Here is a 24,943-nt window from a genome sequence, read left to right as displayed (position 1 = left end):
ATGGAGCAGGTGATACGGTGGGGCATACTCGGTACCGGCAAGATCGCGCAGTCGATGGCGGCGGCCTTGGGCGAGCTGCCCGGCGCGCAGCTGGCGGCGGTGGCGTCGCGCAGTCTTGAGAGCGGCCAGCGGTTCGGCGCACAGTTTGGCATCGAACGTTGCCATGATTCCTGCCAGGCGCTGGCCGACGACGCCGGTGTCGACGTGATCTATATCGCCACGCCACATACCCTGCATGCGCAAAACGCCCTGATGTGCCTGGCCGCGGGCAAGCATGTGGTGTGCGAAAAGCCGTTCACCATGAACGCGCGCGAAGCGCAAAGCGTGATCCAACTGGCGCGCGAAAAAAAGCTGTTTTTGATGGAAGCCATGTGGAGCCGCTTTCTGCCGGCGGTGCAGGAAGCGCGGCGCCTGATCGCCAGCGGCGCCATCGGCCAGGTCCAACAACTGCAGGCCGATATCGGCTTTGTCGCCAGTTTTCCGCCCGAGCACCGCTTGCTCAACCCGCTGCTTGGCGGTGGCGCGCTGCTCGACATCGGCATCTATCCGCTGTCGATGGCCGCCTTCTTTCTCGGCCCCGTCACGCAGGTGCAAACCCTGGCCGAAATGGGGCCGACCGGCGTTGACGAGCAGGCGGTGTTCAGCCTGCTGCATGAAGGCGGCGGCAGTTCGTCCTGCGCCTGCAGCATGCGCGTCTTGAGCCCGACCGAACTGACCATCACCGGCACCCTGGGCCGCATCCGCCTGCCGGGCCGCTTCTACAAACCCGATCACCTGATCGTCGAGCCCATGCACGGCGAGCGCCGCGTGGTGGCCGCTCCCTTTATCGGCAATGGCTACACGCACGAAGCGCTCGAAGCGATGCGCTGCATCCGCGCCGGGCTGCCGGAAAGCGATGTGATGCCGCACGCGGAAACGCTGGCGCTGATGAAAGTGCTCGACACCATGCGCGAGCAGGTCGGGCTGGTGTACGACGCTGACCGCAGGGTGGCGCCATGAATGCCGCTACACGCCCGAGCCTGAAAACCGTGCTGATCGCCAGCGGCGTGGTCCTGACGCTGGCGATGGGCGTGCGCCATGGCCTCGGTTTCTGGATGCAGCCGATCTCGCAAGCCAATGGCTGGACGCGCGAAACCTATTCGCTGGCGATGGCCCTGCAAAACCTGATGTGGGGCGTCTTTGGACCGTTCGCCGGCATGGCGGCCGACCGCTATGGCACCATGCGCGTGGTGATCGTCGGCGCCATCAGCTATATGGCCGGCCTGGTCTGGATGGCGCTGGTGACGGAACCGACCCTGTTCATTATCGGCTCGGGCGTGTTCATCGGTCTGGCGCTGGCGTGCACGGCGTTTGGCGCCATCAGCGGCATCGTTGGGCGCAGCGCGCCGCCCGAGCAGCGCTCGTGGGCCTTCGGCATTTCGTCGGCGGCGGGGTCGTTTGGCCAGTTCCTGATGATGCCGATCGAGCAGCAGCTCATTTCCGCCATCGGCTGGCAAAACGCCTTCTTTACGCTGGCCGCGCTGGTGGTGGCGGCCATGGTCCCGATGGCCTTCTGGCTGCGCGAGCCGCCCGCCACGCATCTTGGCGGCGCGCAGCAAAGCATCGGCGAAGCCTTCGGCGAGGCGATCGGCAACCGTTCGTTCTGGCTGCTGCTGGCCGGCTATTTCGTGTGCGGCTTCCAGCTGGTCTTTATCGGCGTGCACTTGCCGGCGTATTTGAAAGACCAGGGCCTGATGAATCCGAATATCGCGGTGACGGCGCTGGCGCTGATCGGCCTGTTCAATATTTTCGGCTCCTACTACGCGGGCAAGCTGGGCGGCAAATTCGCCAAGCGCCATCTGCTGTCGGCGATCTACCTGGCGCGCGCGGCCGTCATTGGCCTGTTCCTGCTCGCGCCCCTGTCGGCCTGGTCGGTGTACCTGTTCGCCGCCGGCATGGGCGTGCTGTGGCTGTCGACGGTGCCGCTGACGAACGGCATTATCGCCGGCATCTTCGGCGTCAAGCACCTGTCGATGCTGGCCGGCATGGTCTTCTTTTCGCACCAGGTCGGCAGTTTTCTGGGCGCCTGGCTCGGCGGCTTTTTGTACGAGCGCATGGGCAATTACAGCGCCGTGTGGCTCATCACCATCGGCCTGGGCCTGCTGGCGGCCCTGATCAACCTGCCGATCGACGAGCGCGCCGCGCCGCGCCCGGTGGCGGCGTCATGAGCACGCGGCGCACATGGCTGTGGCGCATGGCCGGCGCGGTGGTGCTGGCCGCAGTGTTCATGGCCTATTTGCGGCCAGACTTCATGCTGGACCTGGCCAATCGTTTCTGGATATGTTTGTAGATTGTAAGTCTGATGAAAAAACCTTCTGACCACGGCATCATGGCGTTTACTGCCGACGATGTCGCCACCTGTTTCGATAGCGGCACCCTGAGCCGCGGGCGCGGCTATGCGCAGCGCGGCATGGTGCGTTCTGTTAAGGTCGAGGGCGACGCCATCAAGGGCAAGGTCAGCGGCAGCAGCGGGCAAAGCTACCGGCAAACCATACGCATTGCGCCCGCCGCGCGCGGGGTGCGTGTCGAGGGCGATTGCAGCTGTCCCATGGATTACAACTGCAAGCATGTGGTGGCGGTCTTGCTGCGCTACCTGGAACTGGCGCCGCCGCCGCCCACCGCCATGGCCGCTGACGGCACGCCGCCACAGCTCGCTTCCTGGTTAAAAAAAATGGCGCAGGCTATCGCCACCAAGCCGGCCATCAGAAGCGCAGGCGCCACGGCGCAAGCCATGTACCGGCTGGTGTATGTGCTGATGCCCAATCCTGCCGGTCGTCTGGATCTGTTGCTGTGCCGGGCTCGCCTGCGCGGGGGAGGTGCGATCGCATCGGCCACGGTGCTGGCCAATCTGCATGACATTCGCCATTATCCGCCCGCCTACATGACGCAGGAAGACCGTTATGCGGCACATCTGTTCTTCCTGCTGCGTGGCAGCATGGAATTTTCCAGTGCCGTGGCGGAAGTACGTGGCGCCATCGGTGCCGAATTGTTGCAGCGTTTGCCTCAAGAGCAGCGCCTGTTTCGCGCTGCCACGCACGAGGACCTGAAAAATGGGCAGCTGACGCCGTTGTTGGCGGCCGAGACGCGCAAGGCGTACCTGGCCTGGGCCGTGCAAGAAGACGACAGTGTGATGCTGCGCTGGCACACGGACGATGGCGCGCCGTTCGACCATGTCCTGGCGACCCAGCCTGCGCTATACGTGCGGGGGGCGGACATCGGACCGCTGGCCTTGCCGGACAGCCTGGCCAGCATGGCGCCTCAGGAATTGCAGGTGCTGGTGGCCAGCGCGCCGCGCGTGGCCGGCAAACAGCGCGCCTTGCTGGCGCGCGAGCTGGCGTCGCAGGGACTGGAGCAGGCGATTGCACCACCACCGCCCTTGCGCAAGATCGTCCGCAGCGACATCGCGGCACGTCCTTTCCTGTTGCTCGGCAGCGTGGACAGCGATACCGCTGGCGCGCCGCCGCACGATTTCGCGCTGCTGGCGTTTGATTATGATGGCCTGCGCGCGTCCGCCGACACGGCGCAAAAACTGCAGCGCCATGGCGCCAGCGGCAAGGAGACGATCACGCGCGATGCCGCTGCGGAAAAGATGGCCATGGCCACTTTGCAAGCGCTGGGCTTTGCCGCCGCCGCCACCGCCTCGCCGCTGCATGCGATGGCCGGCGTGCTGCAACTGCCGGACGAAGCGGCCTGGATCGATTTCGCGGCGCAGGGCGTGCCGGCCTTGCGCCAGCAGGGCTGGCTGGTCGACTACGGCCCCGGCTACCGCTACGACCTGGCGGCGATCGATGACTGGTATGCCGACGTGGCCGAGGAGGGCGACGGCGGCAACGCCTGGTTCGAGCTGGAACTGGGCATCGTGGTGGACGGCCAGCGCGTGCCCTTGCTGCCGGTGCTGCTGCAACTGATACGCGCGGCGCCCGACAACTTCAATGCGCAGGCGCTGGCCCTGCACGACGATGCCGGGCACCTGATGGCCAGCTTGCCCGGCGGCGCCACGGTGGCGCTGCCGTGGCGCCGCGTCAAGCCGATTTTGCATGCCTTGGGCGAACTGTATTTCAAGGACCGCATCGGCGCCGGCATGCGCCTGCCGGTGCTGGACGCGGCGCGCCTGGCCGAACTGGAAGCCGGGGCGCAGCTGCGCTGGACCGGCGGCGAGCGGCTGCGCCAGCTGGGCGCGAAGTTGCGCGCGTTCGACGGCATCGCCCAGGTGGCCGCGCCGGCCGGCCTGCAAGCGTCGCTGCGTCCTTACCAGGCCGAAGGCGTGGCGTGGATGCAGTTCCTGCGCGAGTACGGCTTGGCCGGCATCCTGGCCGACGACATGGGGCTGGGCAAAACCATCCAGACCTTGTGCCACATCCTGCTGGAAAAAGAAGCGGGACGATTGATCGCGCCGGCGCTGGTGGTGGCGCCGACCAGCTTGATGGGCAACTGGCAGGCCGAAGCAAAGCGCTTTGCGCCCGGCTTGCGGGTATTGCTGCTGCACGGCGCGCAGCGGGCGCAGCACTTCGACACGATGGGGCGATACGATCTGGTGCTGACCACCTACGCGCTGCTGCCGCGCGACGAGGAAACGCTGCGCGGCCAGCGCTTCCATCTGCTGATTCTCGATGAATCGCAATATATCAAGAACAGCCGCTCCAAAGCGGCGCAAACGGCCGGCCTGCTGCAGGCCACGCACCGCCTGTGCCTGACCGGCACGCCGCTGCAGAATCACCTGGGCGAGCTGTGGTCGCAGTTCCATTTTCTGATGCCGGGGCTGCTGGGCGACGAAAAAAGCTTCAATGCCGAATTTCGTAAACCAATAGAAAAACTGGGCGACAGCGCGCGCAACGCCTTTTTGATACGCCGCATCAAGCCTTTCCTGTTGCGCCGCACCAAGGACAAGGTGGCCAGCGACTTGCCGCCCAAGACAGAGATGGTGCGTGAAGTCGAACTGGCCGGCGCCCAGCGCGACCTGTACGAAACGGTACGCCTGGCGATGGATGCGAAAGTGCGCGCGGCGATTGCCGCCAAGGGCCTGGCGCGCAGCCAGATCGTGATCCTCGACGCCTTGCTCAAGCTGCGCCAGGTCTGCTGCGATCCGCGCCTGCTGGCCGGCGCGGTTAAAAAGGGCGCGGCGCCGTCGGCCAAGCTGGCCGAATTGATGGACATGCTCGAGTCCCTGCTGGACGAAGGGCGCAAGGTGCTGGTGTTTTCGCAATTTACCAGCATGCTGGCGCTGATCGAAGCGCAGCTGCGCGAGCGCGCCATTGCCTACGCCCTGCTGACCGGCGAGACGCGCGACCGCGCAGCGCAGGTCGACGCATTCCAGCAGGGCGCCGTGCCGGTTTTTCTGATCAGCCTGAAAGCGGGCGGCGTGGGCCTGAACCTGACGGCCGCCGATACCGTCATTCACTACGACCCCTGGTGGAACCCGGCGGCCGAAAACCAGGCCAGCGACCGCGCCTGGCGCATTGGCCAGGACAAGCCGGTGTTCGTCTACAAGCTGATCGCCCGGGGCACGCTGGAAGAAAAAATCCAGGACATGCAGCGCCGCAAGGCCGAGCTGGCCGATGCGGTGCTGGCCGACGGTCCGGCGCAGACGCTGGCCGTCACGCAGGACGACTTGCAGGCGATTTTCGCGCCCTTGCCGATGCATTGATTACACCAGCTGGCTACACCTTCAAAAACTCTTCCTTGTTACCGAGCCAGCGCGCCAGGTGCGCTTCCACGGTGGCGGCGCTGGCGGGCGTGGTGGCGCGCAGCAGCTCGTGCGCCACGTCGCGCGCCTGGTCCACCAGCCACTGGTCGGTTTCCAGGTCGGCGAAGCGCAGCATGGCCTGGCCGGACTGGCGCGCGCCGAGAAATTCGCCGGGGCCGCGGATTTCCAGGTCGCGGCGCGCGATTTCAAAGCCGTCCGTGGTTTCGCGCATGGTCATCAAACGCTGGCGCGCCACGCCGCCCAGCGGGCCCTGGTACAGCAGCAGGCAGACGCTGGCGGCCGTGCCGCGACCGACGCGCCCGCGCAGCTGGTGCAACTGCGACAAACCAAAACGCTCGGCGTGCTCGATCACCATCAGGGAGGCGTTCGGCACGTCGACGCCCACCTCGATCACGGTGGTGGCCACCAGCACGTGCAGCTGGCCGGCGATAAATGCGTCCATCACTTCCTGTTTTTCGGCCGGCTTCAGGCGGCCGTGCACCAGGCCTACCTGCAGCGCGGGCAGCGCCTCGGCCAGCATCATGTGGGTGTCGGTGGCCGTTTGCAGCTGCAGCGCTTCCGATTCCTCGATCAGCGGACAGACCCAGTACACCTGCCGGCCTTCCAGCGCGGCCGCATACACGCGGGCGATCACTTCGTCGCGCCGGTTCTGGTCGATGGCGCGCGTGACGATCGGGCTGCGCCCGGGCGGCAGCTCGTCGATCACCGACACTTCCAGGTCGGCGTAATAGGTCATGGCCAGGGTGCGCGGGATCGGCGTGGCCGACATCATCAGCTGGTGCGGCACGGCCGCGCTGTCGCCCTTGTTGCGCAGGGTCAGGCGCTGGCCGACGCCGAAGCGGTGCTGCTCGTCGACGATCACCAGGCCCAGTTTCGAGAACTGCACGTTGTCCTGGATCAGCGCATGCGTGCCGATCACCAGCTGCGCCTCGCCCGATTCGATCAGGGCCAGCGCCGCCGTCTTTTCCTTCTTTTTCAGGCTGCCCGTCAGCCACGCCACCTTCACGCCCAGCGGCTCCATCCAGGCGGCGATCTTGCGAAAGTGCTGCTCGGCCAGGATCTCGGTCGGCGCCATCAGCGCGGCCTGGTAGCCGCTGTCGATGGCCTGTGTGGCCGACAGGGCCGCCACCACCGTCTTGCCGCTGCCCACGTCCCCCTGCAGCAGTCGCTGCATCGGATACGGCTGGCGCAGGTCGGCGCGGATTTCGTCGAGCACGCGCGCCTGCGCGCCGGTCAGCCGGAACGGCAGCGCGGCCTGGAATGCATGGGACAGGCTGCCGACGAACGGCAGGGCGGCGGCGCCCTTCGAGCGGCGCGCGTACTGGGCGCGTTTCAAGGACAGCTGCTGGGCCAGCAGTTCATCGAACTTCATGCGCACCCAGGCCGGGTGCGAGCGGTCCATCAGCGCGCTTTCGTCGATCTGCTGCGGCGGATAGTGCAACAGCCGCACGGCCGCCTGGAATGGTGACAGCTGCATCTGGCGCAGCAGGGAGTCGGGCAGGGTGTCGGTCCAGTCGATGCGCTTCATCGCCTCGGCAATCTCGCGGCGCAGCACGTGCTGCGACAGGCCTTCGCCGGACGGATAGACGGGCGTCAGGGCAGTCGGCAGCGGCGCGCCTTCATTGACCACCTTGTAGACCGGATGGACCATCTCGGCGCCGAAAAAACCGTGCTTGAGCTCGGCGCGTGCGCGCACCCGCGTGCCTTCGGCCAATTGCTTGACCTGGCTGCCGTAGAAATTCATGAAGCGCAGCAGCAACTCGCCCGTCTCATCGGCGATGGTGACGAGCAATTGCTTGCGCGGCTTGAAGCTGACCTCGCACCGGGTGACCACGCCTTCGACCTGCCACGACTCGCCACCATGCAAACAGGCATCGCGTATCGTGTAGATCCTGGTTTCGTCTTCGTAGCGCATCGGCAGGTGCAGCACCAGGTCCATATCGGTGTGCAAGCCCAGCCTGGCCAGCCTGGTTTCCGTGCTGACCACTTTTTTGACGGCTTTGGGCTTGGGCGCGGGCTTCGTTGCTGGCGGTAGATCTTGCTTTTGATCAGGCATATAAGAGATTTTGCTGCCGCTAGCGTAAAATAGAGGGTTGTCCGGCACACCCCGTGCGTACCGCGCAGACAATCTTGCGGCGGATTATTGTAATGCCTGTATAGGCGCACAGTATAGTGCCACACGCCGCATTGCGCACTCCTAATCATTGTTACGTACTTTTCAAGCAAAACGCATGTATTCGCTTTCCGATTTCGATTTCAATTTGCCGCAAGAAAATATTGCGCAAACTCCTTTGGCCGAGCGCAGCGCTTCGCGCCTGTTGCACCTGGACGGCGACGCCGTGGTCGACCGCCGCTTTGCCGATATCGTCGATCTGCTGCAGGCCGGCGACCTGCTGGTGATGAACGACACGCGCGTGTTGAAGGCGCGTTTCTTTGGCGTCAAGGAAAGCGGCGGCAAGATCGAGGCCCTGGTCGAGCGCGTGCTCGACGAGCGCACCGTGCTGGCCCAGGTGCGCGCCTCGAAGTCGCCGCCGCCGGGTTGCCGTATCCGCCTGGCCGACGCCTTTGACGTCACGGTCGGCCAGCGCGCCGGCGAATTTTTCACCTTGCACTTCGAAGCCGATGTGTTCGAACTGATTGAAGCGCATGGCCGCCTGCCGCTGCCGCCGTATATCGAGCACGACGCTGACGCCTTCGACGAAACGCGTTATCAAACCGTGTTCAACAAGGTGCCGGGCGCGGTGGCCGCGCCGACGGCCGGCCTGCATTTCGACCAGGCCCTGCTCGACCAGCTGAAAGCGAAGGGCGTCAACTTCGCCTACGTGACCTTGCACGTGGGCGCCGGCACCTTCCAGCCGGTGCGCACCGAAGTGCTGGCTGAGCACAAGATGCATACCGAGTGGTACACCATGCCGCAGGAAACGGTGGACGCCGTGCGCGCCACGCAGGCGGCCGGCCGCGACGTGGTGGCTGTGGGCACCACCAGCCTGCGCGCGCTGGAATCGGCCTCGCAAGGCGGGCAGTTGCAAGCGGGCAGCGCCGACACGGCCCTGTTCATCACGCCCGGCTATGCATTCAAGACCGTCACGCGCCTGATCACCAACTTCCATTTGCCCAAGTCGACCCTGCTGATGCTGGTGTCGGCCTTTGCCGGCTATGAACCGATCCGCCGCGCCTACGCGCATGCGATCGCGCAACATTACCGTTTCTTCAGCTATGGCGACGCGATGCTGCTCACCACGCAATCGCGCGCTGCGTTGAATATCACCCCTTCCGTGAAAGACTGACATGCTGGAATTTACCCTACTCAAGACCGATACAAGCGGGTTGACCCACGCCCGCCGCGGCACCTTGAAACTGAACCACGGCGTCGTGCAGACGCCGATCTTCATGCCAGTGGGCACTTACGGTTCCGTGAAAGCCATGTCGCCGCTGGAACTCAACGAGATCGACGCGCAGATTATCCTTGGCAACACGTTTCACCTGTGGCTGCGCCCCGGTAATACCGTGATGGAAAAATTCGGCGGCCTGCACGGCTTCATGGGCTGGAACAAGCCGATCCTGACGGACTCCGGCGGCTTCCAGGTGTTTTCCCTGGGCGCCATGCGCAAGATCACGGAAGAGGGCGTGCATTTCAATTCGCCGATCAATGGCGACAAATTGTTCCTGTCGCCGGAAGTGTCGATGCAGGTGCAGCGTGTCTTGAATTCCGACATCGTGATGCAGTTCGACGAATGCACGCCCTATGAAATTGCCGGCCGCCCGGCCACCCTTGAAGAAGCGGCCAAGTCGATGCGCATGTCGCTGCGCTGGGCGCAACGCTCGAAGGACGAATTCGAGCGTGGCGAAAACCCGAACGCGCTGTTCGGCATCGTGCAGGGCGGCATGTTCGAAATGCTGCGCGACGAGTCGCTGGCCAGGCTCGAAGAGATCGATTTCCCCGGCATCGCCATCGGCGGCCTGTCGGTGGGCGAGCCGAAGGAAGACATGATGCGCATGCTGGCCCACGTCGGCCCGCGCCTGCCGGCCAACAAGCCGCACTACCTGATGGGCGTCGGCACGCCGGAAGACCTGGTGGCCGGTGTTTCGAACGGCATCGATATGTTCGACTGCGTGATGCCGACCCGTAATGCGAGGAATGGCTGGCTGTTTACGCGTTTTGGCGATATCAAGATCAAGAACGCCAAGTACAAGGAAGACCAGGCGCCGCTCGACGAAACCTGCGGCTGCTACGCCTGCCGCAACTTTTCGCGCGCTTACCTGCACCACCTGCACCGCTCCAAGGAAATTCTCGGCGCGCGCCTCAATACCATCCACAACCTGCATTACTATCTGGACCTGATGCGCCAGATGCGCGAGGCGCTCGATGAAGACCGTTTCCACGCATTTACCGTGCAGTTCCATGCAGAACGCGCACGCGGAACTTAAGAATTGCTTAGAACCCGCCTCACACCGGCCTGCTCGCATGATTTCTGTCTTGCCGCTTGGTTTGGGGCGGGAAAGCATTGCATAATGCCTTTTTAGCCCCATTTGAAGCTGCCATGCCTGCATTTGGGCAGAGTGGACGACAGCCGATGCTAGAATACAGCGCTATTTTTCCAAACTGATTAGAACTGGAGTCACCGTGTTTTTCATTTCCAACGCTTACGCGCAAGCCCCTACCGATGCCCTGGGCCTCGGCGGCAACCTGACCAGCTTCTTGCCGCTGGTATTGATGTTCGTGGTCATGTATTTCCTGATGATCCGCCCACAGCAAAAACGCGCCAAAGAACAACGGGCGATGATGGACGCGCTGGCCAAGGGTGACGAAGTCGTTACCTCCGGCGGCATGCTGGGCCGTGTTGTCAAGGTAGTGGACGCTTACGTCACCATCGAAGTGGCCAGCGGCACCGAAATCATGGTGCAGAAGAGCTCCATTACCACCTTGCTGCCAAAAGGCACCCTGAAGGCGCTGTAATTACTGTCGTCATGATGTGATACGGGCGGCTACCCGCCGCCCGATGTGCTGCCTTCGACGCCTCCGACGCTCAACACTGAACGCTGAATCAATATGAATCGCTATCCTGCCTGGAAATACATCCTTATCGCCGTCGCCCTGTTGCTGGGTGCACTCTATACGGCGCCCAATTATTTCGGTGAATCACCGGCGTTGCAAGTCACCAGCGGCAGGTCGACCGTCAAGGTAACGAGCGACCTGATGACGCAAGTCGGTCAGATATTGACGAAAGAAAGCATCAAGTCGGAAGGTGTCACCATGGATGGCGCCGGCAATCTGGCCTCCGTGCGCGTGCGTTTCGCCGATCCCGATACCCAGTTCAAGGCAAAACTGGTGCTGGAAAAGGATCTGAACACCGACGCCAGCGACCCCGCGTACATCGTGACGGTCAACCTGCAAGCCAATACCCCGATGTGGATGCAGAAACTGCATGCCTTGCCGATGTTCCTGGGCCTGGACTTGCGCGGCGGCGTGCACTTTTTGATGCAGGTCGATTCGAAAGCCGTGCTGACCAAGAAAGTGCAGGGCATCCAGTCCGCTTCGCGCAGCATCCTGCGTGACAAGAATATCCGCCACGCCGGCATCGACCGCGTGGGCGACAGCATTGAAATCAATTTCCGTGACGCCGATACGCGCCTGAAGGCAAAAAATGCCCTGTCCGACCAGATGAGCGAACTGACGTTTGCCGATACCGGCGCCGGCAGCGACCTGAAACTGGCCATCACCCTGAAACCGGCGGCCCTGAAAGCCACCATCGATGAAGGCGTCAAACAGAATATTTCGACCCTGTCCAAGCGCGTCAACGAGTTGGGCGTGGCCGAGCCGCTGATCCAGCAGCAAGGTCCCGACCGCATCGTGGTGCAGTTGCCGGGCGTGCAGGACGTGGCTCGCGCGAAAGCCATCATCGGCCGCACCGCCACCCTGGAAGTGCGCCTGGTCGACGAGACCATCGTGCCCGGTACCGAGCTGTCGAGCGCAATTCCGTTCAACTCCGAACTGTTCACCGTCGGCAAGGGCGTGCCGGTCGTGCTGTCGAAAGACGTGATCCTGACGGGCGACTATATCTCCAGCGCCACCGCCAGCTTTGACCAGAACCAGCAGGCGGCCGTGTCGATCGACCTGAACGGCGACGGTGGCCGCAAGATGCGCGAAGCGACCCGTGAAAAAGTCGGCAAGCGCATGGCCATCGTGCTGTTTGAAAAAGGCAAGCCGGAAGTCTTGTCGGTCGCCACCATCCAGCAGGAACTCGGTTCGCGCTTCCAGATCACCGGCATGGGCGGCGCCGAAAACGCCAACGAACTGTCGCTGCTGCTGCGTTCGGGCGCCTTGTCGGCGCCGATGACGGTCATCGAAGAACGCACCATCGGACCGCAACTGGGCGCTGAAAATATCGCCAAGGGCTTCCACTCGACCTTGTATGGCTTTATCGCCATCGCCATCTTCATGATCGCCTACTACATGCTGTTTGGCGCTTTCAGCGTGCTGGCCCTGGCCTCCAACCTGTTGCTGCTGATCGGCCTGCTGTCGATGATCCAGGTCACCCTGACCTTGCCTGGTATTGCCGCCATTGCGCTGGCGCTGGGCATGGCGATTGACGCCAACGTGCTGATCAATGAGCGTATCCGTGAAGAACTGCGCGCCGGCAGCACGCCGCAGGCGGCCATTTCCGCCGGTTTCGACCGCGCCTGGGCCACGATTCTCGATTCGAACGTGACCACCCTGATCGTCGGCCTGGCGCTGCTGGCCTTCGGCAGCGGTCCGGTGCGCGGCTTCGCCGTCGTGCATTGCCTGGGCATCCTGACCTCGATGTTCTCCTCCGTCTTTGTGTCGCGCGGCGTGGTCAACCTCTGGTATGGCCGCAAGAAAAAGCTGACCGGCCTGTCGATCGGCACGGTCTGGGTACCGGGCACCAGCAAGTAAGCGGCGCCCCGGCCCTGCCTACATAGCGTCAACAGCGATAGCGTCCGGTGGCCATGCCGCCGGACGCACAGAACAGAACTCAGAGGATTTCATGGAATTTTTCCGGATCAAAAAAGATATTCCCTTCATGCGCCATGCGTTGATTTTCAACGTGATTTCGGCGCTGACCTTCGTGGCCGCCGTCTTCTTCCTGTTCCACAAGGGCTTGCACCTGTCGGTCGAGTTCAAGGGCGGCACGGTGATGGAGGTCAAGTACCCCAAGGCCGCCAACCTGGAAAGCATCCGCAGCACCCTGATCAAGATGGGCTATGAAGAGCCCGGCGTGACCAGCTTCGATACGGCGCGCGACGTCATGATCCGCCTGCCGGTGGAAAAAGGCGTGTCCGCCGCCAATACCTCGCAGCGCGTGTTCGACGCCCTGTGCAAGGTCGAGCAGGGCGCGACCAAGGGCATCGATACCGTTACCGACAAGGGCGAGCACGTCATCAAGAGCGCCTGCATGGACGCGGCCGGCAATGAAGCGGTGTTGCTGCAAAAGGTCGAATTCGTCGGCCCGCAAGTGGGCGAGGAACTGGCGCAGAACGGCCTTAACGCACTGGTAATGGTTGTCGTGTTTGTAATGATCTACCTGGCCGTGCGCTTCGAATGGAAATACGCCGTCGCGGCGATTATTGCCAACCTGCACGACGTGGTGATCATCCTGGGCTTCTTCGCCTACTTCCAGTGGGAATTCTCGCTGACGGTGCTGGCGGCGATCCTGGCCGTGCTCGGCTATTCCGTCAACGAATCGGTGGTGATCTTTGACCGTATCCGCGAAAACTTCCGCAAGCAGCGCAAGGCCTCCGTGCATGAAGTGATCGACAGTGCGATCACCAGCACCATTTCGCGTACCATCATCACCCACGGCTCGACCCAGATGATGGTGTTGTCGATGCTGGTCTTCGGCGGCCAGACCCTGCACCATTTCGCGCTGGCGCTGACCATCGGCATCTGCTTCGGCATTTACTCGTCGGTGTTCGTGGCGGCGGCGATCGCCATGTGGCTGGGCGTGAAGCGCGAAGACCTGATCAAGCCGGTCAAGGAAAAAGACGAAACCGACGGCGCCGTGGTGTAAGCCGGTTTCAGTACCCCGAACCATCAGAACGGTCGCCGCAGGTGGCCGTTTTTTTCAGGTGAGCGCATCATGAGCCGCAGCGGCCGCTTGTTTCTATTGATGGACGCCATGCGCGCCAAACGGGTGCCGGTCACGGCGGCCCAGCTGGCGCAGCAGCTCGGTGTTTCCGAACGCACGATCTACCGCGATATCCAGACCCTGGCCGAGCTGGGCGCGCCGCTGCAGGGCGAGGCCGGCGTCGGCTATCTGCTGCGCCGCGGCACCTTCTTGCCACCGCTAATGTTCGATGCCGATGAACTCGAAGCGCTGGTGCTGGGCGCGCGCTGGGTGCGCCGCCAGGGCGATGCGGCGCTGGCGCAGGCGGCCAGCGCCGCGCTGGCAAAAATCGCCGCTGCCTGTTCAAGTGATCGGCGCGACTTGCGCGACAGCATCGCCGAGACCAGCTTGTGGGTGCCGCTGGGCCGGGCGGCCGATGCCGACGCTGCCGCCGACCGCTTCGTGCAGCCGGTGCGCGAGGCGATCCGCCATGAATGCAAGCTGACCCTCGCTTACCAGGACGAGCACGGCAGCGCCACCGCGCGCACCGTCTGGCCGTTCGCGCTGGCCTATTTCGAAGGCAAGCGCCTGCTGGCCGCCTGGTGCGAATTGCGCGGCGACTACCGCCATTTCCGCATCGACCGCATCGCCAGCGTGGACAGCGGCGAACGCTATCCGAAGCGGCGCCACGAGCTGCTCGGCGTGTGGCGCAAGATGTATGATATCGAGCCGGAAAGTTAACTTGCTTAGCTTTTTCTGCTGACAAAAACTGTCAGTGCCGGCTCTTACCATGGTGGCTTCTTCACTGACCGGAGCCATGATCATGCGCCTGTATCACAACCCCATGTCGTCCAACGCCCGCCGTACCCTGATGACGGCGATCCACCTTGACCTGCCGGTGGAACTGGCCGAAGTCGACCTGATGAACATGGACGACCGCCGCCGCCTGGCCGAGCTCAACCCCAACGTCAAGGTGCCGGTGCTGGCCGATGGCGCCTTTTTGCTGTGGGAGTCGTGCGCCATCATGCAATACCTGGCCGGCAAAGCGCCGGGCCAGACCGTGTATCCCGAAGAACCCCAGGCGCGCGCCGACATCGACCGCTGGATGTTCTGGTGTGCCCAGCACTTCGCGCCCGCCATTGGCGTATTGACGTGGGAGCGGGCCTGGAAGGGCATCACGGGCGGTGGCGACGCCGATCCGCTGGAGGTGGCGCGCGGCGAGCGCGAACTGACCGAATGCGCGCTGGTGCTCGACCATCATCTGGCCGGGCGCAGCTGGGTCTGCGGCAACAACGTCAGCCTGGCCGACTTCGCCCTGGCCGCACCGATGATGTACAGCGAGAAGGTGGCATTGCCGCTGGCGCAGTATGCACACCTGCAAGCCTGGTTTGCCAGAGTGCAGCAGCTGCCGGCCTGGCAGCAGACCAATCCGCTGTGGTAAGGCGATCGTGTCGCTTTAAGTGCGCCAACGCACGGAGCGTGCGCGAGGGCGGACATAAGATGGTACTGTCTCTTTCAGGACATCCCTAGCTTTGGACTTTACCCGCTTTCGAGCGGGTTTTTTTTTGTGCCGCTTGAAAAGTTGATAACTGCCTGCATTTAGGCAACACACATTGACCGACCAGGACCGCCATGTTCACGTTCCGCCATCCCCAACCCTTGCTCGGCACAAAGGCGATTGCCACCTTGGTGGTACAGCAACGGCAGCGCACGCCGGCGATCGACAAGCATGTATTGATTGTCGAGACTGCCAAGCCGTTACCGGCGCCAGTGGCGCCGGTGACGAAGGATTAATGCACCAGCACATGCAGCAGCGACTGCACTTCCTCGTCGGCGTCGGCCAGGATGTTCGAGAGCGTCTCCTGGCCGCCGATCAGGCAGTCGATGCCGCGCGCGGCGCGGGCCGAGCGCACGGCAATGGCGGCCGGGTTTTCGTTGAGCGGTGAGGCAACGGGGGCCAGGTCGTTGGCCAGCAGCAGGGTGTCGCCCAGCGACTCGGGCGGAATGGCGCGCATGCCTTCCCACAGCGAGGCGATGGCGCCCATCACCGCTTCCGGTACTTTCAGCTTGGTCAGCACGCCCTGGCCGATGGCCTGCTCGCCATATTCGATCCATTCCTGCGGTTCGCCATCGAGCAGACCCGGAAACTCGGCCGCGCGCGCGAGCAGATAAAAGCCGCCTACTTCATGCATGATGCCGGCAAACAGCGCCGTATCGGCGTCGACACGGGTGACGCGCCGCGCGATCACCTGCGACAGCGCCGCCACATGGGCCGTGTGCTCCCATAGCTGGGCCGCCTTGGCCTGCAGTATGGGGTCGGTGATGGTGCTGCCCAGCTGGCGCACGATCAGCGCGGCCACCACCGATTGCAAGGTGCGCACGCCGAGGCGCTGCACCGCATTGCGCACGCTGGTAATGTCGACGCCGGAACGGTTGAAGGCGGCCGAATTGGCGATCGCCACCGTGCGCGCGGCCAGCAGCGGGTCGGCCTGCACCAGCTTGGCGGCCGCTTCGATATGGCAATCGGGATCGGCCAGCGCCTGCTGCAGCTTGAGCGAAGCGTTCACGTTGGCGGGGAAAGTGAGCTCGCCACGGCCAGCTGATGCGGCGATACTTTTAAAGGCGTCGAGTCTGTTCATCGAAAAAATTATACTCGCAATATTTCTGTGCGGAACTTTTTCAACTTGATTTTTTCGCAAACATGCCATTTTTAGCAAGCAAGCGCCTGATCCATGCAACATGGCCATGCCGCACCCGGCGTGCCATGGCCATGTTGCAAGCCTTACGGTTTACAACACTTCACTGAAAATGGCGTCGCAGCCTTCGACCAGTTCGTCGCTGTCTTCCAGTTCATCCGTCAGGCCCAGGTCGAACAATTCCTCGACCGCGTTCATGAAACTGTTGTGCTTGGTGGCGCCGATCAGGCGGTAGATTTCGCCGTCTTCGTTGCGGATGCCGATGATCAGTTTTTCCTGGCGTACCAGTTCCGGCGTGCTGGCGTTGAGCAGCAGGTTGCCGATGATGTGTTTATCGAAATGTGCAGGTTTTTTGCCGTCGAGCAGGGAGGTTTTCAACTTGGTTTCCTTTGATATATTCAGATGCTTGCTTGATGAGTTTTCAGCTGTGGCCGTTTGCAATGGCCTGTTTCAGTCCCGCCAGGGTGGTTTCCAGTCGAACGAAATCGTCTTCGGTATAGCCGTCAAACAGGCGTTGCCCTTGCGTGGTGAGCTTGGGGAACACGTCATGAAACACTTGCTCGCCTTCACAGCTCAGGCGCACGAAATAGGAACGCTTGTCGCGCGGGCAGCGTTCGCGCCGGACCAGTCCCTTTTGTTCCAGCCGCTCGATCACCCCCGTCAGCGTGCCCTTGGCAATCAGGGTTTTCTGCCCCAGTTCCTTGTAGGACATGCCGCAAGTATTGCCCAGCGTGGCGATAATGTCGAACTGCGCATGCGTCAGGCCGTACTGGCGCACGAAGTCGCTCGAAAACCGTTCGAAGCCTTGCATGCACTCAGCCAGCAGCCGGATACTTTTTAAATATCGTTCACCCATAGGCCGTGATTATAGCCTTGTGGCCCGCTTTTTTCCGGTGCGCCAAACGCGTGGCATCATGGCGGACTCGGCGCCCCACGGCTCGGCGCCCCCGCTGGGCGCCCCCAAACTCCGGTATCATGTCCGCACTCCAGCTTAGAGCCGACTGCGCCCGCCGATGTCCTTTGCCAATCTCTCCCGTATCGGCCTCGATAAACCGTTGCGTTTGCTGCTGATCCATGCCGGCGACGCCGAGTCGATCACCTGGGCCGGCCTGGTGCAGCCGCTGCGCCTGTGCGCGCGCGCGCTGGGCCCGCAGGCGCTGCAACTGGAGATCCTCACCCCCGAACAAGCGGCTATCCAGGTCGGCCACTGGCATCTGGCGCTGCTGGTGGCCGATGAAACCGAGGCTCCGCTGCCAGCCGAACTGTGCCGCGCCGTGATCGAACGCTGCCGCTCGGCGCCGTTCTGGGGCGGCGTGGGCGCGGCCGTGCTGTGGCTGGCCGACGCCGGCGTGATGGACGGCGTGCGCATCGCCCTGCCATGGGCGCTGTATGCCGATGCTGAGGCCAAGGCCGAGCGCGCCATCCTGACGCCGCACCTGTTCGATATCGACGGTCCTCATATCACCTGCTGCGGCGGCGCGGCCAGCATCGATTTTTCGCTGACCCTGATCGACACCATTTTCGGCGCCGATGCCCAGGCCCTGGTCAAGGAAGCGCTGTGCGTGGACAAGGTACGCGGCAAGGAAGAGCGCCAGCGCGTGGCCCTGCAGGCGCGTTTCGGCGTGCTGCAACCGAAACTGTCCGAGGCCGTGACCTTGATGGAAACCAATATCGAGGAACCGCTGTCAACCGACGATATCGCCAGCCTGGTCGGCCTGTCGCGGCGCCAGCTCGAACGCTTGTTCAAGCAATACCTGGGCAGCCTGCCGTCGCGCTACTACCTGGAGTTGCGATTGCAGCGCTCAAGGCAACTATTGCTCGATACACACTATTCCATCGTGCAAGTCGGCCTGATGTGCGGCTTTTCATCGGGATCGCACTTTTCCACGGCGTTCGGCACCCTGTTCGGCAATACGCCACGCGAAGAGCGGCAACGCAAATTGATGCCGCCAGGCTAGATGCCGCTAGGGTTTTCCTGTGATGAATTGTGAAAATCCTTGTCGCAGATTCAAAAGAGTTTTAGCATCCCGCTTTTTATAATGCAGGTCACGCGCAGCTGTCGTAGCTGCGGGAGTACCTAACATATTGATGGGGAATGCTATGAATGCCAAGCTTGATTCGACCGTAACGGCTCGTCCAGTCACCCGCGAAACCTATGATCAGGTTCTCGTTCCCACTTACGCTCCGGCCGCCATGGTGCCCGTGCGCGGCGCCGGCCTCGACCTGTGGGACCAGTCCGGCAAGCATTACCTCGATTTCACCTCGGGCATCGCCGTCAACAGCCTCGGCCACTGCCATCCCGCGCTGGTGGAGGTGCTGACCAAACAGATCAATACCCTGTGGCACCTGGGCAATGGCTATACCAACGAGCCGGTGCTGCGCCTGGCGCAAGCGCTGACCGAAGCGACGTTTGCCGACCGCGCGTTTTTCTGCAACTCGGGCGCGGAAGCCAATGAAGCGGCGCTGAAACTGGCGCGCAAATATGCGCACACCAAATTCGGCGCGCACAAGTCGCGCATCATTTCCTGCTTCAGCTCCTTCCACGGCCGCACCTTGTTTACGGTGTCCGTCGGCGGCCAGTCCAAGTACACGGAAGGCTTCGAGCCGCTGCCGCCATCGATCGACCATATCGCCTACAACGATATCGAAGCGGCGCGCGCCGCCATCGGTGACGATGTGTGCGCGGTGATCGTCGAGCCGGTGCAAGGCGAAGGCGGCGTGGTGCCAGGCAATCCTGAATTCCTGAAAGAATTGCGCGCGCTGTGCGACAAGACCGGCGCCCTCCTGATTTTCGACGAAGTGCAATGCGGCATGGGCCGTACCGGCGCGCTGTTCGCCTACATGGGCTACGGCGTGACGCCCGATATCCTGACCGCCGCCAAGGCGCTGGGCAATGGCTATCCGATCGGCGCCATGCTGACCACCGAGGAACTGGCGCAAACCCTGAACGTCGGCACCCACGGCACCACCTATGGCGGCAACCCGCTGGCCACCACGGTGGCGTTGAAAGTGCTGGAAACGATCAATACGCCAGCGTTTCTGGCACGTGTGAAAGAGGCCAGCGTCAACACCATCGCCATGCTGGAGGGCCTGGTCAACGACTATCCGCAAGTATTTTCGGTGGTGCGCGGCAGCGGTTTGCTGCTGGGCCTGGTCGTCAGCGACGCCTGGAAAGGCCGCGCGAAAGACATCCAGAAGGCGGCCGAAGCGCAGGGCCTGATGGTCTTGATCGCCGGCATGGACGTAGTGCGCCTGGCGCCGGCGCTGATCGTGTCGGACCAGCAGATCGCTGAAGCGGGCCGTTTGCTGCGCGCCGGCATCGACGGCCTGCTCAAGGCGTAAGCCCAGGCGCGCGACCTCGCCCTCTTCACCGGCCCGCCGCCTTTGCCGCGGGCCGGCCTGGTTTTACCCTGCATTGAAGGAGTCTCCATGTATGTTGTCCGTCCGGTAGAAATTGCGGATATCGCAGCCCTTGAAGCGCTGGCCGCGATCACCATGCCGGGTGTCCATACCCTGCCGAAGACGCGCGAGAAAATCGCCGCTTCCGTCGAGCGCTCCATCGCCTCGTTTGCCGCCCATGTCGATATCCCCAGCGAAGAATCGTATTTGTTCGTGCTCGAATCGCTGGCGGACAAAAGCCTGCTCGGCACGGCCGCCATCTTCGCCTCGGCCGGCTCGAACGGCACCTATTTTTCCTTTCGCAACGACGTCATCCAGCAGGTCTCGCGCGACCTGAACATCAGCCACAGCGTGCATGCGCTGACCCTGTGTTCCGAGCTGACGGCGTACTCGCAATTGTCCGGCTTCTATGTGCGCAACATGGAACAGGCGGGCCTGGAAGCGGCGCTGCTGTCGCGCGCGCGGCTGCTGTTTGCGGTGCTGGCGCCGCACCGTTTCGGCGACCGCTTTTTCGTGCCGCTGGCCGGCATCACCGATGGCAACGGCCAGTCGCCATTCTGGGATGCGCTGGGCCGCAAGTTCTTCCAGATGGATTTTCTCGATGCCGAAAAAGTCATCGGCGGCGCGCGCAACCGCACCCTGATCGTCGAACTGATGCCGCATTACCCGGTCTACGTGCCGCTGCTGCCGGGCGACGCACAGGCTGCCATGGGCCAGATCCATCCGAGCGGCGAACTGGCCTTCAACCTGCTGACGGAAGAAGGCTTCGAAGCCGACGACTACATCGATATTTTCGACGGCGGCCCGATCCTGCAGGCGCACAAGAATTCGCTGCGCTCGTTTACGGGGTCGATCACGCGCCGCGTGACGGCCGGCGTCACGCCCAGCCGCACCGGCCTGAAAGTCAATTATGCGATCGCCTCGGGCGCCGAGCGCAATTTCCGCGCCGTGACGTTTGTCTGCGATGCGCTCGAAGCGCAAGATACGGTGGGCCTGCCCGCCGACCTGCTCGAAGCGCTGGCGGTGTCCGCCGGCGACAGCGTCATCTGCGTCCGCATCTAAGGGAGACCACCGCATGCTAGTAGTTCGCGCCATTAACGCCTCCGATCTCGACGCCCTGTACGGCCTGGCCAGCCAGGTCGGCACCGGCATGACCACCCTGAAACCGGACATGACCATGCTCGGTGATCGCTTGGGCGTAGCCTGCGCCTCGTTTGCCGAAACCATCCCGCCCGAAAAACGCGACTACATGTTCGTCATGGAGGATACCGACTCGGGCCGCCTGGCCGGCGTGTGCGCGATCAAGGGCGCGGTCGGCCTGGACGAGCCGTTTTATAACTACCGCATCGGCACCCTGGTCCATTCCAGCCGCGAGCTCGACGTGTTTACGCGCATGGAAACGCTGTACCTGTCGAACGACCTGACCGGCAGCACCGAACTGTGTTCGCTGTTTTTGCACCCCGATTACCGCAGCGGCAACAACGGCAAGCTGCTGTCGAAAAGCCGCTTCCTGTTCATCGCCCAGTTTCCGCATCTGTTCACGGAAAAGCTGATTGCCGAGATGCGCGGCTACCAGGCCCAGGACGGCAGCTCGCCGTTCTACGAAGGCCTGGGCCGCCACTTCTTCAAGATGGATTTTCACCACGTCGACGACCTGACCAGCCTCGGTAAAAAATCGTTCATCGCCGAGCTGATGCCGCGCCAGCCCATGTACGTGGCCTACCTGCCCGACGAGGCGCAAGAGGTGATCGGCAAGGTCCACCTGAGCACGGCGCCAGCGCGCCGCTTGCTGGAACAGGAAGGCCTGCATTTCGAGGGTTACGTTGATATTTTTGACGCCGGCCCGGTGCTGCAGGCGCGCGTGTCGGAACTGCGCGCCATGCGCGACAGCCTGCCGGCCGTGCTCGAAGCGCAAGGCAGCGGGCAGGCCTGCGCGCTGCCGGCCGATGCCGAGCCCTACCTGGTGTCGAACACCGACCTGAAAGATTTCCGCATGATCGTCACCGACGCCATGCCGCAAGGCGGCAAGCTGGCATTGCATGACGATGAACTGCACTTGCTGCGCTGCCGGCACGGCGACACCGTGCGCACGCTGTCACTCAACCCGAGGAAGCATACCCATGTCTGAACAATTCAATGCGGCAGCCGCCCTGTCGAACTTTATCAACGGCGCCTGGTTGCCCGGCAGCGGCGCCGAACTGCTGACCATCGACCCGTCCAGCGGCCGCCAGACCTGGGCCAGCCTGGCCGCCACGGCCAGCGATGTGGAACAGGCCTGCCTGGCCGCCCGCGCCGCCTTTGACGGCTGGGCCGACACGCCAGTCGACGAGCGCATCGCCACCTGCGTGCGCTTTCGCGACCTGCTCAAGACCCATGCCGAAGAACTGGCCTTGTTAATCTCGGAAGAAGTGGGCAAGCCGCTGTGGGAGTCCCGTACGGAAGTGGCCACCATGGCCAACAAGATCGACATCTCGGTGCAATCGTACAATGCGCGCACCGGCGTCACGCAAAGCACCATCGCCGATGGCGACGCGGTGCTGCGCCACCGCCCGCATGGCGTGTTCGGCGTGTTCGGCCCGTACAATTTTCCCGGCCACCTGCCTAACGGCCATATCGTGCCGGCCCTGATCGCCGGTAACACCATCGTCTTCAAGCCCAGCGAATATGCGCCGCGCACGGCCATCAAGACCGTGCAGCTGTGGCAGCAGGCCGGCCTGCCCGATGGCGTGATCAATCTTGTCAACGGCGCGCGCGATACCGGCGTGACCCTCGGCGCCAACGCCATGCTCGACGGCGTGCTGTTTACGGGTTCCTGCCAAACTGGCGTCTCGTTGCACCGCCAGTTCGGCGGTCAGCCGGGCAAGATGCTGGCGCTGGAAATGGGCGGCAACAACGCGCTGGTGGTGTGGGATATCCAGAACGTGGACGCGGCCGTGCACCACGCAATCTTTTCCGCCTTTGTGTCGGCCGGCCAGCGCTGCACCTGCGCGCGCCGGCTGGTGGTGCAGGATAACGCTGCCGGTGCGGCTTTCGTCGCGCGGCTGGTGGAAGTGGCGGGCAAGCTGGGCCTGGGCGCTTCGCACGCCCAGCCCGAACCATTCATGGGCCCCGTGGTGTCAAGCGCAGTGGCAAAACGCCTGGTGCAGGCGCAGATGGACATGGTCGCCAAGGGCGGCACCACCTTGCTGCAGATGCGCCAGCTGAACCCGCAGGCGGGCTTTGTCACGGCCGGCATCGTCGACGTCACCGATGCCGTCGGCATCGCTGACGAAGAGTGGTTCGGCCCCTTGCTGCAGGTGATCCGCGTGGCCGACTTTGACGCGGCCCTGAAGGTGGCCAACGCCACCGAGTTCGGCCTGGCGGCGGCGCTGCTGTCGGACGACGCGGCGCTGTGGCAGCGCTTCCAGCGGCGCGCGCGCGCCGGCATCATCAACTGGAACCGTCCGACCACGGGCGCGGCCAGCACGGCGCCGTTCGGCGGTATCGGCAAGTCGGGCAACCATCGGCCGAGCGCCTATTACGCGGCCGATTACTGCGCCTATCCGGTCGCCTCGATCGAGAACGCGAGCTTGTCCCTGCCGGCCAGGCTGTCGCCCGGTTTGCACTTTTAAGGAGTCGCCATGCACGGCACGCGCGAATACAATTTTGACGGCCTGGTGGGCCCCTCGCACAACTACGCGGGACTCTCGTTCGGCAACGTGGCCTCGTTCAACAATGTGAAAAGCGCCTCCAATCCGAAGCAGGCCGCCTTGCAGGGCCTGGCCAAGATGCGCGCGCTGGCCGCGCGCGGCTTTGCGCAGGCCTTGCTGCCGCCGCAGGACCGGCCGAATTTTCGCCTGCTGCGCGCCATCGGTTTTACGGGCAGCGACGCCGACGTGCTGGCGCGCGCGTACCAGGAGTCGCCGGTGATCCTCGCCTGCGCCTATTCCGCTTCGCCGATGTGGACCGCCAACGCCGCCACCGTCAGCCCGTCGGCCGACACCCGGGACGGGCGCGTGCATTTTACGGCCGCCAACCTGAACAACAAGCTGCATCGCGCTTTTGAACACGCGCAGTCGGCGCGCAGCCTGCGCGCCATCTTTGGCGATGAAAAGCACTTTGCCGTACACGACGCGCTGCCGTCGACGCCCGCGTTTGGCGACGAGGGCGCCGCCAACCATACGCGCCTGGGCGCCTCGCACGGCGCGCCGTCGGTCGAGCTGTTCGTGTATGGCCGGGTGGAGTTCGACCCTTCGGCGCCGTCGCCAAAACGCTATCCGGCGCGCCAGACGCTGGAGGCGTCGCAGGCGGTGGCGCGCCTGCATGGGCTGGACGCGAAACGCACGGTCTACCTGCAGCAGAACCCCGACGTGATCGACCAGGGCGTGTTCCACAATGACGTCATCGCGGTCGGCAACGGCAATGTGCTGTTCTATCACGAGCAGGCGTTTGCAGACGAAGAGGCGAGTTTGTCGCAGCTGCGCCGCGCCGTGGCGCACGCCGGTGCCGACCTGACCGCGCTGCGGGTCGACACGGGCCAGGTGCCGGTCCAGGACGCGGTGACGAGCTATCTGTTCAACAGCCAGCTGTTGAGCAAGGAAGGCGGCAAGATGGCGCTGGTGATCCCGCAGGAATGCCAGGAAAACAAGGCCGTCTCGCGCTACCTGGAAAGCCTGGTGGCCGGCGACGCCCCGATCGACGAGCTGATTCATTTTGACCTGCGCCAGAGCATGCGCAATGGCGGCGGGCCGGCCTGCCTGCGTTTGCGCGTCGCCTTGAGCGTGGCGCAGGCGCGCGCCATGCACCAGGGTGTGCTGATGACCGAAGCGCTGTACCATAGGCTGGTGGCGTGGGTGGAAAAACACTACCGCGACCGCCTGGAGCCGTCCGATCTGGCCGACCCTCAGCTGGCGCTGGAAGTGCACGCGGCGCTTGAAGAACTGGCGGCCATCCTCAACTTGCCAGGGTTGTACGATAGCCTGGCGTAATACCCGATAACAGAATTGGGCGGGCCAACGCCGCCCCTGGACAGCACCAGCACGGCCGGCCAGCCACAAGCC

The 24,943-nt window shown here is 63.5% G+C and carries 22 protein-coding genes; 18 read left to right on the top strand and 4 right to left on the bottom strand.

Going from position 1 to position 24,943, the window contains the following annotated elements; all coding sequences use genetic code 11:
• From CD932_RS08970 to CD932_RS08960, 4 genes are read left to right on the top strand one after another with little or no spacing between them, the layout of a single operon-like run.
• A complete protein-coding gene (locus CD932_RS08970) occupies nt 1-999 on the top strand; it encodes a Gfo/Idh/MocA family protein (protein WP_094443550.1) in 999 nt (332 codons plus the stop codon).
• On the top strand, nt 996-2,207 hold the full coding sequence (locus CD932_RS08965) for an MFS transporter (RefSeq protein ID WP_094442337.1): 1,212 nt from the start codon (nt 996-998) through the stop codon (nt 2,205-2,207). Before CD932_RS08970 ends, CD932_RS08965 begins: the two co-directional genes overlap by 4 nt.
• Complete coding sequence (locus CD932_RS29300) at nt 2,204-2,329, top strand: hypothetical protein (protein WP_254926532.1); 126 nt, start codon at nt 2,204-2,206, stop codon at nt 2,327-2,329. The genes CD932_RS08965 and CD932_RS29300 overlap by 4 nt, the downstream gene beginning before the upstream one ends.
• A gap of 12 nt (nt 2,330-2,341) precedes the next feature.
• Entirely contained in the window at nt 2,342-5,683 is a 3,342-nt protein-coding gene (locus CD932_RS08960; RefSeq protein WP_254926531.1) for a DEAD/DEAH box helicase, read from the top strand.
• Between the two features lie 13 nt (nt 5,684-5,696).
• On the opposite strand, the gene recG is transcribed toward CD932_RS08960, so the two are convergent.
• On the bottom strand, nt 5,697-7,799 hold the full coding sequence (gene recG, locus CD932_RS08955; protein WP_094442336.1) for an ATP-dependent DNA helicase RecG: 2,103 nt from the start codon (nt 7,797-7,799) through the stop codon (nt 5,697-5,699).
• A 175-nt stretch (nt 7,800-7,974) separates the two neighbouring features.
• On the opposite strand from recG, the gene queA reads away from it, so the two are divergent.
• The 8 genes from queA to CD932_RS28745 all read left to right on the top strand — a co-directional run bounded on the left by queA (nt 7,975) and on the right by CD932_RS28745 (nt 15,603).
• Nucleotides 7,975-9,030, top strand: coding sequence for a tRNA preQ1(34) S-adenosylmethionine ribosyltransferase-isomerase QueA (queA, locus tag CD932_RS08950; RefSeq protein ID WP_094442335.1), 1,056 nt, complete (start codon nt 7,975-7,977; stop codon nt 9,028-9,030).
• 1 nt (nt 9,031) lies between these two features.
• Nucleotides 9,032-10,171 (top strand): tRNA guanosine(34) transglycosylase Tgt, encoded by a 1,140-nt coding sequence (gene tgt, locus CD932_RS08945; protein ID WP_094442334.1) that lies wholly within the window; start codon nt 9,032-9,034, stop codon nt 10,169-10,171.
• A 196-nt stretch (nt 10,172-10,367) separates the two neighbouring features.
• Nucleotides 10,368-10,700, top strand: coding sequence for a preprotein translocase subunit YajC (yajC, locus tag CD932_RS08940; RefSeq protein ID WP_094442333.1), 333 nt, complete (start codon nt 10,368-10,370; stop codon nt 10,698-10,700).
• A gap of 93 nt (nt 10,701-10,793) precedes the next feature.
• Nucleotides 10,794-12,659 (top strand): protein translocase subunit SecD, encoded by a 1,866-nt coding sequence (gene secD / locus CD932_RS08935; protein ID WP_094442332.1) that lies wholly within the window; start codon nt 10,794-10,796, stop codon nt 12,657-12,659.
• A 91-nt stretch (nt 12,660-12,750) separates the two neighbouring features.
• On the top strand, nt 12,751-13,773 hold the full coding sequence (gene secF / locus CD932_RS08930; RefSeq protein ID WP_094442331.1) for a protein translocase subunit SecF: 1,023 nt from the start codon (nt 12,751-12,753) through the stop codon (nt 13,771-13,773).
• A 69-nt stretch (nt 13,774-13,842) separates the two neighbouring features.
• Entirely contained in the window at nt 13,843-14,550 is a 708-nt protein-coding gene (locus CD932_RS08925; RefSeq protein WP_094442330.1) for a YafY family protein, read from the top strand.
• 49 nt (nt 14,551-14,599) lie between these two features.
• The gene (locus tag CD932_RS08920) at nt 14,600-15,250 is read left to right on the top strand and encodes a glutathione S-transferase family protein (protein ID WP_254926530.1); all 651 of its coding nucleotides are present in this window, start codon (nt 14,600-14,602) and stop codon (nt 15,248-15,250) included.
• Between the two features lie 191 nt (nt 15,251-15,441).
• On the top strand, nt 15,442-15,603 hold the full coding sequence (locus CD932_RS28745; RefSeq protein WP_176460917.1) for a hypothetical protein: 162 nt from the start codon (nt 15,442-15,444) through the stop codon (nt 15,601-15,603).
• Here the strand turns inward: CD932_RS28745 and CD932_RS08915 are convergent.
• The 3 genes from CD932_RS08915 to CD932_RS08905 all read right to left on the bottom strand — a co-directional run bounded on the left by CD932_RS08915 (nt 15,600) and on the right by CD932_RS08905 (nt 17,316).
• Nucleotides 15,600-16,448, bottom strand: coding sequence for an HDOD domain-containing protein (locus CD932_RS08915; protein ID WP_094442329.1), 849 nt, complete (start codon nt 16,446-16,448; stop codon nt 15,600-15,602). The genes CD932_RS28745 and CD932_RS08915 overlap by 4 nt on opposite strands.
• A gap of 150 nt (nt 16,449-16,598) precedes the next feature.
• The gene (locus CD932_RS08910) at nt 16,599-16,883 is read right to left on the bottom strand and encodes a hypothetical protein (RefSeq protein WP_065307102.1); all 285 of its coding nucleotides are present in this window, start codon (nt 16,881-16,883) and stop codon (nt 16,599-16,601) included.
• Between the two features lie 43 nt (nt 16,884-16,926).
• Entirely contained in the window at nt 16,927-17,316 is a 390-nt protein-coding gene (locus CD932_RS08905) for a MarR family winged helix-turn-helix transcriptional regulator (RefSeq protein ID WP_094442328.1), read from the bottom strand.
• Between the two features lie 202 nt (nt 17,317-17,518).
• Here CD932_RS08905 and CD932_RS08900 point away from each other — a divergent pair, with 202 nt between their 5' ends.
• From CD932_RS08900 to astB, 6 genes are all read left to right on the top strand, one after another.
• Nucleotides 17,519-18,463, top strand: a complete 945-nt coding sequence (locus CD932_RS08900) for a GlxA family transcriptional regulator (protein WP_094442327.1) — start codon at nt 17,519-17,521, stop codon at nt 18,461-18,463.
• Between the two features lie 142 nt (nt 18,464-18,605).
• Nucleotides 18,606-19,847, top strand: a complete 1,242-nt coding sequence (astC, locus tag CD932_RS08895) for an acetylornithine/succinylornithine family transaminase (protein ID WP_094442326.1) — start codon at nt 18,606-18,608, stop codon at nt 19,845-19,847.
• Nucleotides 19,848-19,934: 87 nt separating this feature from the next.
• Nucleotides 19,935-20,966, top strand: coding sequence for an arginine N-succinyltransferase (locus CD932_RS08890; protein WP_094442325.1), 1,032 nt, complete (start codon nt 19,935-19,937; stop codon nt 20,964-20,966).
• Between the two features lie 13 nt (nt 20,967-20,979).
• Nucleotides 20,980-22,032, top strand: coding sequence for an arginine N-succinyltransferase (gene astA, locus CD932_RS08885; protein WP_094442324.1), 1,053 nt, complete (start codon nt 20,980-20,982; stop codon nt 22,030-22,032).
• A complete protein-coding gene (gene astD / locus CD932_RS08880) occupies nt 22,025-23,515 on the top strand; it encodes a succinylglutamate-semialdehyde dehydrogenase (protein WP_094442323.1) in 1,491 nt (496 codons plus the stop codon). The genes astA and astD overlap by 8 nt, the downstream gene beginning before the upstream one ends.
• A 9-nt stretch (nt 23,516-23,524) precedes the next feature.
• Nucleotides 23,525-24,871 carry an N-succinylarginine dihydrolase gene (gene astB, locus CD932_RS08875; protein ID WP_094442322.1) on the top strand — a complete coding sequence of 449 codons (1,347 nt, stop codon included), beginning with the start codon at nt 23,525-23,527 and terminating at the stop codon, nt 24,869-24,871.
• The last annotated feature ends 72 nt before the right edge of the window (nt 24,872-24,943 follow it).

Origin of the sequence: Janthinobacterium sp. PC23-8, from assembly GCF_002250505.1 — a bacterium.
In the GTDB taxonomy this organism is placed as follows: Bacteria; Pseudomonadota; Gammaproteobacteria; order Burkholderiales; family Burkholderiaceae_D; genus Janthinobacterium.
The sequence above is the reverse complement of the archived record's forward strand: the minus strand, read 5'-3'. Positions and strand labels throughout refer to the sequence as shown.

Excerpts from the sequence above, each read along its gene's own strand:
- CD932_RS08970 (WP_094443550.1), top strand. The coding sequence starts at position 1 with ATGGAGCAGGTGATACGGTGGGGCATACTCGGTACCGGCAAGATCGCG.
- CD932_RS08965 (WP_094442337.1), top strand. The coding sequence starts at position 996 with ATGAATGCCGCTACACGCCCGAGCCTGAAAACCGTGCTGATCGCCAGC.
- CD932_RS29300 (WP_254926532.1), top strand. The coding sequence starts at position 2,204 with ATGAGCACGCGGCGCACATGGCTGTGGCGCATGGCCGGCGCGGTGGTG.
- CD932_RS08960 (WP_254926531.1), top strand. The coding sequence starts at position 2,342 with ATGAAAAAACCTTCTGACCACGGCATCATGGCGTTTACTGCCGACGAT.
- recG (WP_094442336.1), bottom strand. The coding sequence starts at position 7,799 with ATGCCTGATCAAAAGCAAGATCTACCGCCAGCAACGAAGCCCGCGCCC.
- queA (WP_094442335.1), top strand. The coding sequence starts at position 7,975 with ATGTATTCGCTTTCCGATTTCGATTTCAATTTGCCGCAAGAAAATATT.
- tgt (WP_094442334.1), top strand. The coding sequence starts at position 9,032 with ATGCTGGAATTTACCCTACTCAAGACCGATACAAGCGGGTTGACCCAC.
- secD (WP_094442332.1), top strand. The coding sequence starts at position 10,794 with ATGAATCGCTATCCTGCCTGGAAATACATCCTTATCGCCGTCGCCCTG.
- secF (WP_094442331.1), top strand. The coding sequence starts at position 12,751 with ATGGAATTTTTCCGGATCAAAAAAGATATTCCCTTCATGCGCCATGCG.
- CD932_RS08925 (WP_094442330.1), top strand. The coding sequence starts at position 13,843 with ATGAGCCGCAGCGGCCGCTTGTTTCTATTGATGGACGCCATGCGCGCC.
- CD932_RS08920 (WP_254926530.1), top strand. The coding sequence starts at position 14,600 with ATGGTGGCTTCTTCACTGACCGGAGCCATGATCATGCGCCTGTATCAC.
- CD932_RS28745 (WP_176460917.1), top strand. The coding sequence starts at position 15,442 with ATGTTCACGTTCCGCCATCCCCAACCCTTGCTCGGCACAAAGGCGATT.
- CD932_RS08915 (WP_094442329.1), bottom strand. The coding sequence starts at position 16,448 with ATGAACAGACTCGACGCCTTTAAAAGTATCGCCGCATCAGCTGGCCGT.
- CD932_RS08905 (WP_094442328.1), bottom strand. The coding sequence starts at position 17,316 with ATGCAAGGCTTCGAACGGTTTTCGAGCGACTTCGTGCGCCAGTACGGC.
- CD932_RS08900 (WP_094442327.1), top strand. The coding sequence starts at position 17,519 with ATGTCCTTTGCCAATCTCTCCCGTATCGGCCTCGATAAACCGTTGCGT.
- astC (WP_094442326.1), top strand. The coding sequence starts at position 18,606 with ATGAATGCCAAGCTTGATTCGACCGTAACGGCTCGTCCAGTCACCCGC.
- CD932_RS08890 (WP_094442325.1), top strand. The coding sequence starts at position 19,935 with ATGTATGTTGTCCGTCCGGTAGAAATTGCGGATATCGCAGCCCTTGAA.
- astA (WP_094442324.1), top strand. The coding sequence starts at position 20,980 with ATGCTAGTAGTTCGCGCCATTAACGCCTCCGATCTCGACGCCCTGTAC.
- astD (WP_094442323.1), top strand. The coding sequence starts at position 22,025 with ATGTCTGAACAATTCAATGCGGCAGCCGCCCTGTCGAACTTTATCAAC.
- astB (WP_094442322.1), top strand. The coding sequence starts at position 23,525 with ATGCACGGCACGCGCGAATACAATTTTGACGGCCTGGTGGGCCCCTCG.